This window comes from Achromobacter sp. CSND-B12 (assembly GCF_052906545.1).
Window position 1 is genome coordinate 5419870 of record NZ_JBREGJ010000001.1, and the last position, 17711, is coordinate 5437580.

Below are 17711 nucleotides of genomic sequence, written 5' to 3' on the forward strand. Positions count from 1 at the left end.
GGGGAGATTTCCGGATTTCCCGAGAAACTCGATATTGATTCGTAACATGAGCAAGAACGTAGTCGTAATCGGCACCCAGTGGGGTGACGAGGGCAAGGGCAAGATCGTCGATTGGCTGGCGGAATCCGTCCAGGGCGTGGTCCGCTTCCAGGGCGGCCACAACGCCGGCCACACGCTGTGGATCAATGGCAAGAAGACGATTCTTCGCCTGATCCCGTCGGGCATCATGCATCCCGGCGTCACCTGCTTCATCGGCAACGGCGTGGTGTTGTCGCCGGAAGCCTTGCTCAAGGAAATCGAAGAGCTCGAGGCCGCCGGCCTGGACGTGCGTTCGCGTCTGCGCATCTCCGAAATCTGCCCGCTGATCCTGCCGTACCACGTGGCCGTCGACAAGGCCCGTGAGGCGCGCAAGGGCGATGGCAAGATCGGCACCACCGGTCGCGGCATCGGCCCGGCCTACGAGGACAAGGTCGCCCGCCGCGCCCTGCGCGTGCAGGACCTGTTCAACCCCGCGCTGTTCGACGAGAAGCTCGCCGAAGTGCTGGATTACCACAACTTCGTGCTGACCCAGTACCTGGGCGCCGAAGCCGTGTCGGCCAACGAAGTGCGCGATCAGGCCATGGCGCTGGCGCCGGCGATCGCTCCGATGGTCGCGGACGTCTCCAGCACGCTGTTCACCATGCAGCAGGAAGGCAAGCGCCTGCTGTTCGAAGGCGCGCAGGGCGCGCTGCTGGACGTCGACCATGGCACCTACCCGTACGTCACCAGCAGCAACTGCGTCGCTGGCGCCGCCTCGGCGGGCGCCGGCGTCGGTCCGCAGTCGCTGGACTACGTCCTGGGCATCACCAAGGCCTACACCACGCGTGTCGGCTCGGGCCCGTTCCCCACGGAACTGGTCGACGAGATCGGCACCCGCCTGGCCACCATCGGCAAGGAATTCGGTTCGGTCACCGGCCGTCCGCGCCGCTGCGGCTGGTTCGACGGCGCCGCGCTCAAGCGCTCGGTCCGCCTGAACGGCATCACCGGCCTGTGCATCACCAAGCTGGACGTGCTCGACGGCCTGGAAACCATCCAGCTGGGCGTGGGCTACCGTGTCAACGGCGAATTCCGCGACGTGCTGCCGTACGGCGCGCATGCCGTGGCGCAAGCCCAGCCGGTGCTGGAAGAACTGCCGGGCTGGAGCGAATCCACCGTCGGCATCACCGAGTACGACAAGCTGCCCGAGGCCGCCCGTCGCTACCTGGAGCGCGTGGCCGAAGTCTGCGGCGTGCCGATAGACCTGGTGTCGACCGGTCCCGACCGCAACGAAACCATTGTGCTGCGTCATCCCCTGAAGGGCTGACATCGGGTTATCATTCGCAAGGCCGCCGCCGGTCTCCTACCGGCGGCGGCCTTTTCGTATTTTCACGCAGGAGATCCTTGCCTATGAGCGCGCCAACCAGTGACGATAGCCATCTGTGGGTGACGTGGGACGACTACAACCGCTTGATCGAGCGCCTGGCCTTGCAGGTGCACCAGTCCGGTTGGGAGTTCGATAAGATTTTGTGCCTGGCGCGTGGTGGCATGCGCGTGGGCGACGTCATGTCCCGCATTTTTGATGTGCCGTTGGGCATTCTGGCGACCAGCAGCTACCGCGAAGCTGCGGGCACCAAGCAGGGCGATATGGATATCGCGCAGTTCATCACCATCACGCGCGGCACGCTGTCCGGGCGGGTGTTGCTGGTGGACGACATGGTGGATACCGGCAAGACGTTCATGAAGGTGTATGACCACCTCAAGAGCCAGTTCGCCGACATCACCGAATTGCGCAGCGCCGTGCTGTGGTGGAAGGGCCATTCCCAGGCGCAGCCCGACTATTACGTCGACAAGCTGCCGACCAATCCCTGGATCCACCAGCCGTTCGAGGATTACGACAGCCTGCGTCCGCACCAGCTGGAAGCCTGGATCCGCAAGGGTTCCAAGGGCTGAAGTCATACGGGGGACGGATGGTCTGGCAGTCCTGGCCGCCGATGCGCGGCATGATGGTGCGAGGGCAGGGCGCCAGACTGTTCCCCCGGTAGTCAAAATAGCCATGACCATGCTAGAATCGCTGGTTATCGCTAAACCGAACTTGGCTTGTTACTCTTTAGGTAGTCTTTGGGTAACGCAACCGGCCCTGGAGACTCTTGCCAGTCAGCAGCCAGCCGGCCCTAGAGCCAGCCGATTTTAGGACTTTAGCGCTGCAAGGCTCTTGGCGCTGGCGCCTGGAAGCAAGGAGTTCGGCGGGCAGGGAATCCTGTGCGCGGGGCTCTTGAACTCTTGGTCCGGACAGCATGCGCGATTACTATTGTCGCGTGTGTAGTCTGCGGCCTGAGCTTACAGGCGGTTCGCCGTCCGGAACCACGTGGCGTTGCTGGTAAGCAAGCCAGGTTTGTCATCAACTTTTGTTACCCTACAAGCAGGCCAATCACTTTATGCCTATCGTTCGACTGAAGGAAAACGAACCGTTTGAAGCCGCTCTGCGCCGCTTCAAGCGCACCATCGAAAAGACCGGTTTGCTCACCGAACTGCGTTCGCGCGAGTTCTATGAGAAGCCCACGGCCGAGCGCAAGCGCAAGCACGCCGCCGCTGTGAAGCGCCACTACAAGCGCATCCGTAGCCAGCAACTGCCCCCGCGCCTGTATTGATTTCTGATTCCAGAATCTATTGATTCCAGAATCATTCATCCAGGAATTACTCGCCCGGGTCGACGTCGTCGATGTAGTCGGGCGATACGTGCAGTTGCGAAAGGGTGGGGCCAACCTGCTTGGCCTGTGCCCCTTTCATAACGAAAAAAGTCCGTCGTTCACTGTCAGCCCCACCAAGCAGTTCTATCACTGCTTCGGTTGCGGAGCCCACGGCAGCGCCATCACCTTCCTGATGGAACACACGGGCGCCAGTTTCCCCGAAGCCGTGCGCACGCTCGCGGCTTCGGCGGGAATGACGGTCCCCGAAGAAAATCGCAGTCCGCGCCAGCAGCAGGAAACCGCGCGCCGCAAGGCCGAGGAGTCCCGCCATACGCAAGTGCTGGACGCCGCCCAGGCCCATTACCTGAAGCAGTTGCGCGCATCGCCCGCGGCGATCCGCTATCTGAAGCAACGTGGCCTGACCGGCGAGATCGCGGCGCATTTCGGCTTGGGCTGGTCCGGCACGGACCGGCACGGGCTGTCGCAGGTTTTTCCCAATTACGAAGATCCCACGCTGGTGGAATCAGGGCTTGTCATCGAATCCGAGGATGGCCGCCGCTACGACCGCTTCCGCGAACGGATCATGTTCCCGATCCGCAATGCGCGCGGCAGCCTGATCGGCTTTGGCGGCCGCATCATCGGCAAGGGCGAGCCCAAGTACCTGAATTCGCCGGAGACCCCGCTGTTTTCCAAGGGCCAGGAGCTGTACGGCCTGTGGGAAGCCCGCCAGGCGATCCGGCAGGAAGGGCAGGTCATCGTGGTCGAAGGCTACATGGACGTGGTCGGATTGGCGCAGCAGGGTATCGCCAACGCCGTCGCCACGCTGGGTACCGCGACCACGCCGGATCACGTCAAGAAGCTGCTGCGCACCAGCGACAAGGTGATTTTCAGTTTCGACGGCGACGGCGCGGGCCGCCGCGCCGCGTGGCGCGCCTTGCAGGCATGCCTGCCGGTGCTGCGCGACGACATCGCCATTCGCTTCCTGTTCCTGCCGAGCGAGCATGACCCGGATTCGTATGTGCGCGAACTGGGCGCCGAAGCCTTCCGCGCCTGCCTGGGCGAGGCGGTGGCGCTGTCGCGCTTCCTGCTGGATGAACTTGCATCGCGTCACAACATGGACGAGGCCGAAGGTCGCGCCAGCTGCCTGCATGAGGCCAAGCCTTTGCTGGCTTCGATTCCGGAATGCGCCTTGCGCGTGCAGATCGAGCGCGAGATGGCCAAGCTGGTGCAACTGACGCCCGAGGAAATGGCCCAGGTGCTGGCGCAGCAACCCGCCAAGCCGTTCGGCGCGCCAGCCAAGCCGGCGCCTGTCGAAGGGGGCGGGGGCGCCGCCGCGGCATTGCACGATGGCGCGCCCGCGGATGCCGGTTACGACTTCGGCGGCCATGACTTCCACGACATCCCGGCCGATGATGGCGAATACGTCGACTACGGCCAGTTTTCCTCGCCGGGCGGGGAGCAGGGCGGCGGCTGGAATGCCGGCGCGGGCAAGCAGGACTGGAAAGGCAAGGGCGATTGGAAGGGCAAAGGCGACTGGAAGGGCAAGGGTGACTGGAAGGGCGGCAAGGGCAACTGGAAGGGCAAGCGCGATGACGTTGGCGGTTTCGAAGGGCGCCGCACCATGCCGTCATTGGCCAAGCGTCTGTTGAGCCTGTTGCTGGCCCATCCCGAACTGGTGGACTCGATGGGGGACCAGCAGCTTGAAGTCATCGACCACGGCCCCCATCTAGGATTGGTAAGGGACCTGATCATGCTGGCCCAATCCAGCGGGGCGCGTCATGTCGGGGCCCTGTTGGAAGCCGCCGAGCCCGACTCCGATCTGGCGACGGTGCTCAAGGGGTTGCGGGTCGATATCCTGTCCCAGGAGGACCTGCCCGACCCGCAGACCGAGTGGGACGACGCGCTGCGGCGGATCGAATTCGATTCGGCCAAGGCGGAAATGGCCAAGCTGGCGGCATCTGGCCTGGCGACGGAAGAGGCGCGCAAGCGCTACCTGGAACTGTCGAGCCGCATGCTGGTGCTCAAGGGTGCCGGCATACGCTAAATGCGGTAAAATCAAGGGTTTTCCGCCGCGAAAGGTTGAAAAAGGGTTGAAAAAGCGGTTGTGGCAAGGGCGATTGCGCAAGATACGCAATCGGCTGCGAGCAATTGGCGACGGTAGCCGACGCAGGCAACTGGGTCAGGCAACTGATACGGTCGACTGAGAGGCGACTACAGCGTGGCCGCAGGAAGCGAAGTGACGGCAGGAAAAATGCGGCGCGCGGAATCTATTTGCGCCGCCTGAATCTAATAGTTTTAAGGTTTGACGAGCGGATCGGCCGAAGTTTTGGCGGATGGGCAGGGGCGGTACCGGATTGCCGGGAATCCCAGCCGATACGTGAAAAAAAAGCGGATGAGTGCGTCAAATTTGTTACATAGTTAATTACTATAGCTGAGTGGTGAATCACGCAGTCCGGCGACGGTTATCTTCGCGTCGCGTCTGAGGTTTGGGTGCTGTGTCTATCCAGCTGCCAAGGGCAAGGCCCGCCAGGCAAGCAACGCCTATTTATAGGCAGACAGCCCCCCTCGATGCCCGAAGTCCGTCGCGGGATGAAGCCATGCACGCCAGGCGCCCAGCCGGTCACGGACCGCAATGACGCCAGGCGGGCTCGCAAGAGCCGGTGCTGCGAACAACGCAGCCGCAGGGTTTCCGCCGATTCACCAGTTTTACCCGCATGGATGCCGCGGTGGGCCTTTGCCCGGCGGCGGTTTCATGCGGTGCAACATGCCCGAACGGGTTGCGACGACCACGGAAGCGACTATGACCAAATCCACCGGCAAATCCTCCTCTGCAATTGATGCGACCGACACGCTGGCCACCAAGGCCAAGCGCGTCGTCAGCATGGCGGCGGAAAAAGCGCCCGCCAAGACGGCGGTGAAGGTCGCCAAGCCTCCCGCGAAGACGGCCGCCAAGAAGGCGGCTGCCAAGACGGCGGCGGCGGACAAGCCCGAGAAGGTGACCAAGGCCCGCGCCAAGAAGGCCGAGGACAAGCTCGCCGACCTGGTTGGCAGCGCGCGTCCGGCCCCCAGCGGCCGCCGCCCGGGCCGCCCGGCCAAGAATGCCAACAACGATTCCGACGGTTTCGATGACACTATGGACGGCGAAGGCGAAGTCCTGCCGGACCTGAAGCCGCCCAAGCGTGGCGGCAAGCGCGGCAAGGCCGATCCCAAGGACCTGATCGCCCGCGGCCCCGTCTCGGCCGAGGAATATGAAGCGCGCCGCAACCGCCTCAAGCAGCTCATCAAGCTGGGCAAGGACCGCGGCTACCTGACGTACGGGTACGGCGAAATCAACGACCATCTGCCTGACGACCTGGTCGACGCCGAAGCCATCGACGGCATCATCAGCACGTTCAGCGACATGGGTATCGCGGTCTACGACCAGGCGCCCGATGCCGAAACGTTGCTGATGAGCGAAAACGCGCCGGTCGCGTCCAACGACGACGACGTCGAAGACGAAGCCGAAGCCGCGCTGACCACCGTGGATTCGGATTTCGGCCGTACCACCGACCCCGTGCGTATGTACATGCGCGAGATGGGCTCGGTGGAACTGCTGACGCGCGAAGGCGAAATCGAAATCGCCAAGCGCATCGAAGACGGCCTGAAGCACATGGTCATGGCCATCTCGGCCTGCCCGACCACCATCAACGAGATCCTCGCCCACGTCCTGCGCGTGCGTGAAGGCCAGGCGCAGATCGACGAAGTGGTCGACGGCCTGGTGGATCCGGAGGACGGCGAGGAATACGCGGGCGCCGGTGTCTCGGCCGATGAAGACGAGAGCGACGACGGCCCCGCCGGCGGCATGTCCAGCAAGCAGCTGGAAGACCTGCGCGTGAAGGCGCTGGCCAAGTTCGACGAGGTTGGCAAGCAGTTCGACAAGATGCGCCTGTCGTACGAGAAGGACGGCTACAAGTCGGACATCTACGTGCGCGCGCAGGAGGCGATCCAGAACGAACTGATGGGCATCCGCTTCACCGCCAAGATGGTCGAGAAGCTGGCCGACACGCTGCGCAACCAGGTGGAAGAAGTGCGCCAGCTCGAACGCGCCGTCCTGCACACGTGTGTGGACCGTGCCGGCATGCCGCGCACGCATTTCATCAAGGTGTTCCCGGGCAACGAAACCAACCTGCAGTGGGTCGTCGACGAAGTGGCTGCCGGCCATCCGTACGCCGAAACGCTGGAGCGCCAGATCCCCGCCGTGCAGGAACTGCAGCAGAAGCTGATCGACCTGCAGACCCGCGTGGTGCTGCCGCTCAAGGACCTGAAGGACGTCAACAAGCGCATGGCCACCGGCGAAGCCAAGGCCCGCAAGGCCAAGCGCGAAATGACCGAGGCCAACCTGCGCCTGGTGATCTCGATCGCCAAGAAGTACACGAACCGCGGCCTGCAGTTCCTGGACCTGATCCAGGAAGGCAACATCGGCCTGATGAAGGCCGTGGACAAGTTCGAGTACCGTCGCGGCTACAAGTTCTCGACCTACGCGACGTGGTGGATCCGTCAGGCCATCACGCGTTCCATCGCCGACCAGGCGCGCACCATCCGTATTCCGGTCCACATGATCGAAACGATCAACAAGATGAACCGGATCAGCCGCCAGATCCTGCAGGAAACCGGCGCCGAGCCGGATCCCGCGACCCTGGCGCAGAAGATGGACATGCCCGAGGACAAGATCCGCAAAATCCTGAAGATCGCCAAGGAGCCGATCTCCATGGAAACGCCGATCGGGGACGACGACGATTCGCACCTGGGCGATTTCATCGAGGACACCTCCACCCTGGCGCCTTCGGACGCGGCGCTGCATGGTTCCATGCGCGACGTGGTCAAGGAAGTGCTAGACTCTCTGACCCCGCGGGAAGCCAAGGTGCTGCGCATGCGTTTCGGTATCGAAATGAGCACCGACCAGACCCTGGAAGAAGTGGGCAAGCAGTTCGACGTCACGCGTGAGCGCATCCGCCAAATAGAGGCCAAAGCGCTGCGCAAGCTGCGTCACCCGAGCCGGGCCGACAAGCTGAAGAGCTTCCTGGAAGGGCAGTAAGTTTCCTGGGCCTCTAGCTCATGCCTGGTTAGAGCAGCGGACTCATAATCCGTTGGTGCCGAGTTCGACTCTCGGGGGGCCTACCAAAGAACGATGCGGGTCTCGGAGCAATCCGAGGCCCGCTTTGTTTTTCGTGATGCAGCGGCAGTCCACCGCGCCATGTCGACAGGCGCCCGCATGGCATCGGTTTATCGTCGGGTGGCGGTTTTTCTGGTCGAAGGCTCGCAAAAGACCTGCGCGCAAAAGGCCTGCATTTTCTGAGCCCTGATTCCCGGTCGGCACAGACCGGGCCGGCATGGGCGGTACGTAGGACAGCGCTGATGACGATGCCTCGCGCAATGCGAGGGCGGAGCGCGCCCGTCGTCATTCCCCTATGGCTTTCCCCTCAATTTTCCCGCCATCGGCGCTGTTGCGGCCGACGGGCCTGCGCGGCGCAAGAGGCCGTTCGGCTTCTGGTTCCAACCCTTGTTGTCTGGGTATTGCACCTTTCGTGCCAGTGCATGCCGACGGCGCCACCTTGGGCAGGAGGGGAGGTGTGGAATCAAAATATTACTAAATAAGCAAAGAAATTAACAATAGTTAAAGGCAGCGCCTAATTCGTCCCCTTTTGCCTGTCTATATTCCTGACCGATAGCTAAATTTCACAAAATTGGCGTTTCAGTTGGTTTCGATGACCCGATAGCCTGCCGCGCAAGGATGCGCGACGGCCATCTTACCAAGCGCCGACCTGCGGATTCGAGATCCCGCTCATGCCGCGCCTGCCTGGGCGCGAACCGGGTCGGGCTGGTCCGGGGGCGGAGTTGCCGCCGGGGTGTCGCCAGTTGCGTCACGCCTTCCGGTCTTTTTATTTTCATGCAAATTCTGCACACGCTTTCCGGCTCGAACCTGGGTGGCTTGGAGTTTCGCGTCCTGGATCAGGCCCGCTGGCTGCGGGAGCAGGGCCACGCTGTGGCGATTGCCGCGCCGCCTGAAAGCGAAACCCTGAAGCTTGCGCGCAGTTGGGGATTGGCGACCATCGGCATGAACTTCCGTTCGCCGTATTCGTGGTCGGGCATGCTCAAGCTGCGCCGGCTCGTCAAGGATCTGCGCATCCAGGTCATCGATGCGCACGGCACGTCGGACGCCAAGGCGACCGCGCTATGCCGCGACCTGTGCTCGTTGGTACGGACCTGGCACTTCGCCCGCCCTCTGGGCACCTGCTGGCGCCGACGGCTGGAATGGCGCCTGGGCTGCCACCGCGTCATCACCACCAGCCAGGGGGGCGCCCAGGATATCGTCACGGCGGGCTTTGCCACGCAGGACCGTATCAGTGTCGTTGGGGAATGGGCCGACCATGGCTTTTTCGTGGGCGGGGACAAGCTGGAGCGGCGCCAGGCGGCCCGGCGCGAGCTGGGGCTGGATCCGGCCGCGTTCGTCGTCGCGACCATCGGCATGCTGCGCCCGGACAAACGCCAGGAGGACCTGCTGCGCGTGGTGCATCTGCTGCGCCAGCGCGGATTGCCGGCGCACGCCCTGGTGGTGGGCATGCCGACACGCGGCACCATGGCGTATGGCCAGAAACTGCACGAGCTGGTGGCGGAACTGGGAATCGGCGGGTGCGTGACATTCGCCGGACATCGCGAGGATATCGCCAGTGTCATCCATGCCGCCGACGCGGTGCTGGTGCCATCCGTCAACGAGGCTTGGTCCCGCGTCGTGCCGGAAGCCTATGCGGCGCGTTGTCCGGTGGTCGCCAGCGCGGTCGGGGGATTGCCGGAGATCGTTCACCCTGGCAGCACGGGTTGGCTGGCGCCGGTGGGCGACATCGCCGGTTTTGCCGAACGACTGGCGTGGATCTGGTCGCATCCGGAGCAGGCCGCCCGCATTGCAGAGCAGGCGCGGGCGTTCGCCGACCGTCACCTGGTACTGTCCCAGAAGATGGCCGAGACGTTGAGCGCTTACGAGGCCGCGATGGACGAGGCGAGGATGGTCAGAAGCAGGGCGCTGGTAGCCTGACGCGATAACGACATTCAGGAAGAAGTCTCGTGCGCGGGTCGGCAATCGGCCTTGCCGAGCCAGGCTGGTTGCCGACATGTCGACAACCGGCCTGTTTGTTTTCCCGCTCAGCGGCGTTGGCGATGCACCATGCGTCCGAAGCAACGCATCACCGCGGCCACCGTGGTGGCCTCGCGCCAATATTTGCGGCGCAAGGTCCGCAGGGGCAGCCACCACGGCTTGACGATGATGTTGTCGGCCCAGGCCGGCCGCCAGCGCGGCATATTGCGGGGGCGGTCGACGATGGTCACCGTCGGCAGGCCGCAACAGGAGGCCAGGTGGCCGATCCCGGAATCGGTGCCGATGAACCAGCCCGACTCGTAGACTTGCGCGGCGACACCGTCGATGGAGGGCGCTTCCACCAGGCTGGCATGGGCCTGCTCCAGCAGCGGGCGCCAGAACGCGCGCTCGGAGGACGCCAGCACGAAGGTGGGTTCATAGCCCATGGCCCGCAGGCGACGGGCGACCAGGACGTATTTTCCCGGCGTCCAGCAGCGTTCCGCTTCGCTCGAGGTGGGGTGCAGGATTACGCGTTTGTCGTGCAGGCGGGCCTTGAAGCGCGCGGGCGCGCGCAGTCCGTTGTCGTCGCTCCATTCGGTCAGGCCGAAGGCGTCGACCGAGAACCGGCGGAATTCATCCAGGATGCCGTTGGGCGAGGCATGCCTGCGCGGCGCCGCCCGGATCTTGCCCCATTCCTTGGTGCTGAGAAAACGCCTGCAGACGCGGGTCAGGCCGTCGAATGGGCTGTCCGGGTCCATTTGCACGATGGTGTCGTATCCCGCCAGGCCGTCGATGTCCGCGGGTAGGGGCTGGATATCGAAGTCGGGAAACCATTCCTGCAAGGCGTGGCCGTGCACGCCATACACGGTGAGGTCGCGGCCGGCCTTGCGCAGATTGTTGGCCAGGGTCATCTGATATAACGTATCACCCAGCCGATTGGACAGGACCAACGCCAGTTTGCCGGTCTGGAAGGAATGAGCGGTGCTCACGTTCGATTCATCCTCGTGGTTTTTGCTGCGGAGGATAACCGATCCTATGCTTTTTCACGGTGGCCTTGCCGGATGGGTGCCAGCGGCGCCAGACGCACCGCGTGGAACAGAGCAGCCGTCTGCCGCTTCATCATGGGGCGGGCCGGGCCAGCCAGTGGCGCATGGGCGTCGAATAATAGCGCGCCACCAATCCCCCCAGCATGGCCGACAGCAGGATCGCCAGCACGCTGGCCGCGGTCAGCGCGCCCGCCCGCCACCAGGTCGACACGACGCCGCCGGAATTGCGGCACGATGCGGCCGCCAGCAGCAGCACGGGGAACATGTGGGTGAGGTAGATCTCGTAACTGTTTTGCCCGGCCCAGCGCAGCGCGGCGGCGATGGCGTTGGGACGTGGCGCACGCCGCGGACGGCTCCAGCCTATCAGCAGGCAGGCCACGCCGATCTCCAGCAGCGTGACGTTCAGCCCCAGGCCCGTCAGGCCCAGCATGTGGGTGGTCTTGCGCAACAGGAACACCAGTGAGAACAGCGCGGTGCCGGCAAGCAGCAGCCTGCGGCCGTGCCGCGCGCAGCGGGCGGGGCAGGCGGCGTACAAGGCCGCGAGGCAGCCGATGGCGATGCCGTCCATGCCGGACAGGTAGGCGTGGTCGGCCCAGATTTCGTTGGCGCTGAGGGCAACCCGGGCGAAGGGACCCAGCACCACGAACAGCAGCAGCGCCACGACCAGTGCGCGCCGGCCCGCCGCTAGCGCCAGCATGCAGATCAGCGGAAACGCCAGGTAGAACGCCTCTTCGATGGACAGCGACCACAACACGTTCCAGGCCGCGGGCAGGTAGCCGACCTGGGCTTCCAGCCAATTCAGATGCAGCGCCAGCGCGCTGGCCGCAGCCCGGGCGAGGCTGGTGTTGTCGACGACGAAGCCAGGGACCTCGGCCCAGTGCAGGCCGGCCAGTATCAATACCAGCAAAGCCAGGCAGGGGTAGATGCGGGCGATCCGGCGTCGCAGGAACGGTTTCCAGGGGACGGCTTCCAGGCTGCCCCAGCGTTCGAGGGCTGCGCGCGTGATGAGAAAGCCCGAGATCACGAAAAAAATGATGACGCCGTAATAGCCGCTGCGAAAGACGAGGTTGAAGAGGGCGGGCGGCAGCACTTTTCCCAGCAGGCTCTGTTCTTGCGGGATGTGGATCTGCACGTGCAGCAGCACGACGCACAGGATCGCCAGGCCACGCAGGGTGTCGATGGCGGGATTGCGGACGGCGGCGCCCTGCACGGGGCGCGAGGCCCTGGGCTGTGGGGCGTAGGCAAGCATAGGTCGTCAATCGAATCGGGCAACGAAAGACGCAATGCTAGCCATGGCCCTGTGAGGGGATTGGGCGACTGTGTATAGATTTTGTAATGCCGCCGGCGCGCCGGGCCCTGTCTGCGGGACGCGCAATGGAAGAGCGCCCCAGCTCGCGATGAGTCTGAGGCGCTCCTGCCCGGCTTCGCACGCGATGGGTGTCAGACAGCCCGGCAACTTCAATCTACTGCCGCCCTGAGGCCTGGGCAATAGGGAAAACCCGATGGAAATTAAGGGGTTACAACATTTTTTTTGGGCGTTGTCCTGGGCCGATGTCTACTCGGCCGGATGGTGCGATGTTTTGATCCAGCTCGGTATCCGCGAATTGTGGCGCCCTGCGGCAGCCTCGACACTGTGACCCTCATTCATCGCGAGCGGAGAACGGCAGTGTCGGGATATTTGCAGCGTCAGGCGGGGCAGGGCATGACGGAATACATCGTGATCGTGGCGCTGGTGGCGATTGCCGCCATCGCGGTCTATCAGCATTTTGGTCAGGTCGTGCGGGCGCAGACCGCGGCCATGGCGCGCGAACTCGCGGGCGAAGACGGCAGCGCGCAAACCCGTGCGGCGGCCGCGGCGGTAAAAAAGGCGGCGGGCCAGGTCTCAACGCGCACGCTCAAGTCCTTCGCCGGCAATGCCGTGGGCGACAAATGAATGCTCGGTCAAAAGGCCGCCTGAAGTCCGAGGCACAGCGCGGCCAGGCTTTGGTATTGGGCCTGTTGCTGCTTGCCGTGGCCGTTGCGTCGCTGGCAATGCTGCATGGCGTGGGACGCGTGGTTGAGGCGCGGATGCGCCTGACGCACGCGGCGGACGCGGCGGCGTATAGCGGCGCGCTCGCGCAAGCCCGCCGATTGAATCTGCTGGCCTACGCAAACCGCACGCTGGTCGCCCACCAGGTCGCGATGGCACACCTGGTGACCCTGGAGGCATCGATGGCCTTCACGCGCACGCTTGCCGGGCAGCGCCGTCGCAACAACCCTCCGGTGCGGCTGCTCGCCACGCTGTTCGGTCGCGACGTGGCGGCGGCCTATCGCGTGGCGCGCGCCGAGCCTGGCACCGCCGCGGGGTTGGCGCAAGCCTATGCCGAACACGATCGTGTCGTGCACCAGGTGCTTGCGGTCGGCATGGCCTCGGCCGTGGCCGACCTTCCGGCCACGCGCGCTCGCCTCATGCGGCTGGTGCTGCAAGACAACCATCCCACGGTGCCCGTGCCATCCATTCGCATGCTCAGCGACGGCTGGCCGGGATACCTCGAGCGGCGCGATGCCATGGGCCACGCTGGCTTGCGTTCCGCTGTCGAGCGGGCTGTGCAGCGCTATGACTTTGTGGGGCGCCGCGACGGTACGCGCCGCAACGCCGTGCCGGCTGTCGCGCATTGTCCACAAGGACACCACACCTTGCGCCGCCGGGGCGCGACCTGGTTGGGAGCGGACGGGCGCTGGGGCGCGGTGGATACGCAGTCGTTCCATTCGCTGCGGTTCAACCGTTGGGCGGGATGCTATCTGCGCGAGTACGCGATGGGCTGGGGCGTGGTGCTGGGCGACGGTTCCAGGGCTCCGTCCGACCTGGAGCACGTCGAGAATCCCCCGGCGGATTTCATTGCACAGGACTTCTGGCGTTGGGTACGGCAGTCCACCTCATGGGATCTGCGTACCGGCACGGGCACGCCGCTGGCCAATTCCTACGCGGTGGCGCAGGGCCAGCGCTGGCCTGGCCAGGGTTTGCCGGATTACTACGAGCTGGCCCACTGCTGCCAGACGGCGCCGCTGCGGTTTGCGGTGGCGGTCAAGCTGGACCGCGACACGGCGCCAAAGACGGCGATCATGGGCGGTCTGTTCCTGCCTGGCGCCGATGCGGCATTGACGGTCACGAGCGCCGCCGAGACGTTCTTCTCGCGGCCACAGGCTCGTGCTGATGGGTACACCGAGCTGGCCACGTTGTTTCGTCCGTATTGGCAGGCGCGGTTGTCACCGGTGACAACCGCGGAAGCGCTGCTGGCCAGGGCTACGCCATGATGAGCGCTCGTCACCGGCAGCAAGGCCAGGCCATGGCTGAAGCGCTGCTTGTCCTGCCCGGGCTGGCCCTGGTTCTCCTGGCAATCGGCTGGTTGGGGCGGCTGCAGTTTTCCGCGCAAATGCTGCTCCAGGCCAGTCGCATGACCGCGATGGCGAGTGCGGCAGGCGCGCCGAATCCCGGTCAATCCGGATTCCGGGTGCAGCTGGAACATGTTCCATTGCATTCCGGTGCGGATGGCTTCAACCACACCCTGCCGCAAGCGGAGTGGCTGGGCGGAGAGGTGCGGCTGGTTTCTGCGACGGCCCGCGGCGCTGTGACCGGTGCAGGTCCCTGGAGCGTCATGACACTGCAGCGCCGCACAAGCGTTGCCTTGGGGGCCGGGCATGCGTCCAATGACGCGGACGCGGGCCGTCGCATCGCGGCGGCGACGACGACATGGAGACAGTTTGCTGATCGCTCACAGGCTGTCGCGCGCGCGGCCGGGCCGGTGGCCGCCGCTACCGATGCACCATGGCGCCGGGCGCCGCTTGCGCTGGACTGGCTGTCCGCATGGGCGGACGTGGTGCCGGCCGACAGGCTGCTGCCCGTCGCGAGGGCCGGCCAATGATCACGCATGCCCACTTCGTCGTTTGGCGCGGCGTCCGCCGTGGGGGCGCGCGTACGGTCGTCATGGCGGGGTTGGCGGCCCTTGCTGCATTGGCCCTGGCGCTGGGGACGGCGGCCCTGGCGACGACGCCGGCCAACGCGTTGCCGTCGGCATCAGGGCCTGTGTCCTTGGCGGACCTGCGTTTTCCTCCTGGCTCGCGGGTCGAATCCGTGGCCGAGCGCATGTGGTTGCACGGCATGCCGGTACAGGTGTGGGTATTTGACGCCCCGGTCGACGTTGCGACGCTGATCCAGGCCCTGTCGCGGCAACAGCCGGCGCTGGAAGATCTCCGGATCATGCCCGGGTTCGCCATCCTGTCGGGCCGCGTTGGCGAGGCCTATTGGGTGCTGCGGCTCACCAGTCCCACCGCGGGTCGCAGCGTTGGCAGCATGTCGTCGCTGTCGGCCTTTGCCACGTCGGCATCCCCGCCGCCCGCATGGCTGCCATCCGGGGCGCGGCTCCGGCTGGATTTCGCCGTTGCCCAAGCGGATCGCGTGTTGTCCGAATCCATCTGGCAGTACCAGCTGTCGCCGTCGCGCCTGGCGCCGTTGCTGCGGCGTGGCCTGGCGCGCGACGGCTGGCGCGATATCGAAGCGGGGCCGGGAGACGGCGGCTGGCAGTCATGGCAGCGCCGACAGGAACGGCTGCAATGGCTATTGGTGCCGCTCGAATCGGGAAGTGGCATCTGGATCCGGAGATCGACACCATGATGCGCTTGCTCGGATGGGGGTTGCGCGCCTTGCGCAAGATGGCGGTTCCCTTGTTGGCCCTCGCCGCCGGGTTGGTGGCGGTCTGGGCGGTTCGCGAACACGTGCGGCAGCGGGTCGATATCTTGGCGGGCGAGCACCGCGAGGCCATGGTCAGTCGATTGGTGGCGGCGCGCGATTTGCCGGCCGGCACCGAGCTGACGCCAGCGCATCTGGCGATACGCGACATCCCGGCGCAGTGGGCCCCGGCCGCCAGCATCGAGCCACGCGATGGCGACAGCGTCCTGGGGGCCCGCTTGGGGGTGGCGCTGGCCCAGGGAGATCCGGTGCTGAGCGGGTGCCTGGCTCGCGCCGACAGCGCTTCGCCGCCGGCACTGGCGGCACGGCTCGATCCCGGCCAGCGGGCCTTGCAGGTTCCGGTCTCCGATCTGGGAACCGTGGCGGATCTGTTGCGGGTGGGGGACCTCGTCGACATCTATGTCTCGTTCCCGCATCGGGGCCGCGAGGTGACCGCGCCGCTATTGCAGGGCGTGCGCGTCCTGGCCGTGCCCGATGCCAGCGGCGGCACCGGTCCGGCGCAGGTCACGCTGGCCGCCACGCCGAACCAGGCCATGCGATATCTCGCAGCGCGGCGGGCCGGTACGCTGACCGGCTTGGTGCGCAATCGCGCCGATACGGCCAGGATTCCGGAGGACCCGCCCCGCGACCTGGCGTCGTTGATCGGGCTGGCTCCCGAATCGCCCCGCGAACCGGCCGTGGTCATCCTGTATGGCGACCGGCCAGGGCTGTCGGCAAGCGCGCCTGGCACGGTCTTGGCGGATTTTGAGTCGGAGCATCCATGAACATCAGATCCTTTGCGGTCCTGGCCACGTTATGCCTTGGGTTGGCCGCCAGATCGGCCTGGCCGGCAGGCCAGACACTCGAAATGCAGGTGGGGGAAAGCCGCGTGCTGGCGGAGTCCGGAGTGACACGCGTGGCCATCAGCGACAGCCAGGTGCTCAGTGCCATCGCCACCGACAGCCGCGAGGTCGTGGTCTTTGCGCGCACCGAGGGCGTGTCGTCGATACAGGTCTGGGCCGATGGCGGCGTGCAGGCCTACGACGTGCATGTCGCGGCGGCCGGTGTCACGCGCCTGCGCGCCGAGGTCGATGCCTTGCTGGCACGCATCCCGGGGGCCCGCAGCTCCCTGGTCGGTGGCCGTGTCGTCGTCGAGGGGGATGACCTTTCCGATGACGACCACGCCCGTATCGCGGCGCTGGCGGAACACTACCCCGAGGTCATGGACTTCACCGGCAGGGGGGGGTGGGACAGCATGGTGCAGCTGGACGTGCAGGTGGTGGAAATGCCGCGCTCCAGATTGCGCGAGATCGGCGTGCGTTGGGACGGCCTGACGCAAGGCGGTGTCAACGCCGGATTGGCGTGGGATGCCGGTTCCCTGGGCCGGATGGCGCGACCGGGTGAGGCGGTGATCGACACGCCCGCGCCGGTGTCGTCGGTCGCGGGCTATTTCGGCGTGAATGCGCTGTTGTCGGCACGTATCGCCACGTTGGCGCAAAGCGGCGAGGCCGTCATGCTGGCACAGCCGCAACTGCTGGCGCGCAGCGGCGCCAGCGCGACGTTCCTGGCGGGAGGCGAAGTGCCTTACGTCTCCACCGATTCGCGCGGCAATCCCACCACCTTGTTCAAGCCCTATGGCGTGTCCCTGCGGATCACTCCCCGCATCGATCGCAATGGCGTCATCCGTTCGCTGATCGAGGTCGAAGCCAGCTCGGTGGACATGGCGTTGACCGGCGCGAGCGGACCGGCGCTGCGGACCCGCCGCGCCTCGACCGAGTTCAATGTCCGCTCCGGCGACACATTGGTCATCGGCGGATTCCTGTCTCGCGAACGCGCCGACGACAGCAGCGGCCTGCCCGGCTTGAAAGACATTCCGATCCTTGGCGCCCTGTTTGCCTCGCGACGCTATCAGTTGCGCGAGACCGAGCTGGCCATTTTCGTTACGCCCCGGATCGTATCGCGCAACGAGCCAGCCATGACGGATCGCGTACGGCGTGGACGCGACGTGATCCGCGCTGCCTTTCCCGAACCGTCACGATTGGGCACGGAGGTTCCCGTGATGGCGGGGTGGAATATCCATGGGGGGGAGGGCTCGCAATGGGCCGGCACCGCCCGCGAACCGGCCCCGGCCAATCAGGAGTAGCACC

14 protein-coding genes and 1 tRNA gene are annotated in these 17711 nt (G+C 65.4%); 13 read left to right on the top strand and 2 right to left on the bottom strand.

What is annotated here, in order from left to right:
* The first annotated feature begins 46 nt into the window (after positions 1-46).
* From ACUTAG_RS25525 to ACUTAG_RS25555, 7 genes are all read left to right on the top strand, one after another.
* Complete coding sequence (locus ACUTAG_RS25525) at positions 47-1342, top strand: adenylosuccinate synthase (RefSeq protein WP_006387864.1); 1296 nt, start codon at positions 47-49, stop codon at positions 1340-1342.
* Positions 1343-1425: 83 nt separating this feature from the next.
* Complete coding sequence (locus ACUTAG_RS25530; protein WP_006387865.1) at positions 1426-1968, top strand: phosphoribosyltransferase; 543 nt, start codon at positions 1426-1428, stop codon at positions 1966-1968.
* Between the two features lie 485 nt (positions 1969-2453).
* Positions 2454-2666 carry a 30S ribosomal protein S21 gene (gene rpsU, locus ACUTAG_RS25535; protein WP_006218592.1) on the top strand — a complete coding sequence of 71 codons (213 nt, stop codon included), beginning with the start codon at positions 2454-2456 and terminating at the stop codon, positions 2664-2666.
* Between the two features lie 19 nt (positions 2667-2685).
* Positions 2686-4749 carry a DNA primase gene (gene dnaG / locus ACUTAG_RS25540; protein ID WP_053499128.1) on the top strand — a complete coding sequence of 688 codons (2064 nt, stop codon included), beginning with the start codon at positions 2686-2688 and terminating at the stop codon, positions 4747-4749.
* Positions 4750-5505: 756 nt separating this feature from the next.
* Complete coding sequence (rpoD, locus tag ACUTAG_RS25545; protein ID WP_446650378.1) at positions 5506-7779, top strand: RNA polymerase sigma factor RpoD; 2274 nt, start codon at positions 5506-5508, stop codon at positions 7777-7779.
* A 7-nt stretch (positions 7780-7786) separates the two neighbouring features.
* Positions 7787-7865, top strand: a tRNA-Ile gene (locus ACUTAG_RS25550).
* 766 nt (positions 7866-8631) lie between these two features.
* Complete coding sequence (locus ACUTAG_RS25555; RefSeq protein ID WP_054446196.1) at positions 8632-9774, top strand: glycosyltransferase family 4 protein; 1143 nt, start codon at positions 8632-8634, stop codon at positions 9772-9774.
* A 107-nt stretch (positions 9775-9881) separates the two neighbouring features.
* Here ACUTAG_RS25555 and ACUTAG_RS25560 read toward each other — a convergent pair whose 3' ends face one another.
* The gene (locus ACUTAG_RS25560; protein WP_148316585.1) at positions 9882-10802 is read right to left on the bottom strand and encodes a glycosyltransferase family 9 protein; all 921 of its coding nucleotides are present in this window, start codon (positions 10800-10802) and stop codon (positions 9882-9884) included.
* Positions 10803-10932: 130 nt separating this feature from the next.
* On the bottom strand, positions 10933-12108 hold the full coding sequence (locus tag ACUTAG_RS25565) for an acyltransferase family protein (RefSeq protein ID WP_148316587.1): 1176 nt from the start codon (positions 12106-12108) through the stop codon (positions 10933-10935).
* Positions 12109-12561: 453 nt separating this feature from the next.
* Here ACUTAG_RS25565 and ACUTAG_RS25570 point away from each other — a divergent pair, with 453 nt between their 5' ends.
* Genes ACUTAG_RS25570 through ACUTAG_RS25595 form a run of 6 tightly spaced genes read left to right on the top strand, consistent with a single transcriptional unit; the run spans position 12562 to position 17707 of the window.
* Positions 12562-12792 carry a hypothetical protein gene (locus ACUTAG_RS25570; protein WP_085941767.1) on the top strand — a complete coding sequence of 77 codons (231 nt, stop codon included), beginning with the start codon at positions 12562-12564 and terminating at the stop codon, positions 12790-12792.
* A complete protein-coding gene (locus ACUTAG_RS25575) occupies positions 12789-14153 on the top strand; it encodes a pilus assembly protein TadG-related protein (RefSeq protein ID WP_148316589.1) in 1365 nt (454 codons plus the stop codon). The genes ACUTAG_RS25570 and ACUTAG_RS25575 overlap by 4 nt, the downstream gene beginning before the upstream one ends.
* A gap of 32 nt (positions 14154-14185) precedes the next feature.
* The gene (locus ACUTAG_RS25580) at positions 14186-14761 is read left to right on the top strand and encodes a pilus assembly protein (protein ID WP_235442408.1); all 576 of its coding nucleotides are present in this window, start codon (positions 14186-14188) and stop codon (positions 14759-14761) included.
* The gene (locus ACUTAG_RS25585; protein WP_233638943.1) at positions 14758-15510 is read left to right on the top strand and encodes a hypothetical protein; all 753 of its coding nucleotides are present in this window, start codon (positions 14758-14760) and stop codon (positions 15508-15510) included. The genes ACUTAG_RS25580 and ACUTAG_RS25585 overlap by 4 nt, the downstream gene beginning before the upstream one ends.
* Positions 15450-16349 (top strand): Flp pilus assembly protein CpaB, encoded by a 900-nt coding sequence (cpaB, locus tag ACUTAG_RS25590; RefSeq protein ID WP_262352210.1) that lies wholly within the window; start codon positions 15450-15452, stop codon positions 16347-16349. The genes ACUTAG_RS25585 and cpaB overlap by 61 nt, the downstream gene beginning before the upstream one ends.
* Positions 16346-17707, top strand: coding sequence for a type II and III secretion system protein family protein (locus ACUTAG_RS25595; protein ID WP_148316590.1), 1362 nt, complete (start codon positions 16346-16348; stop codon positions 17705-17707). The genes cpaB and ACUTAG_RS25595 overlap by 4 nt, the downstream gene beginning before the upstream one ends.
* The last annotated feature ends 4 nt before the right edge of the window (positions 17708-17711 follow it).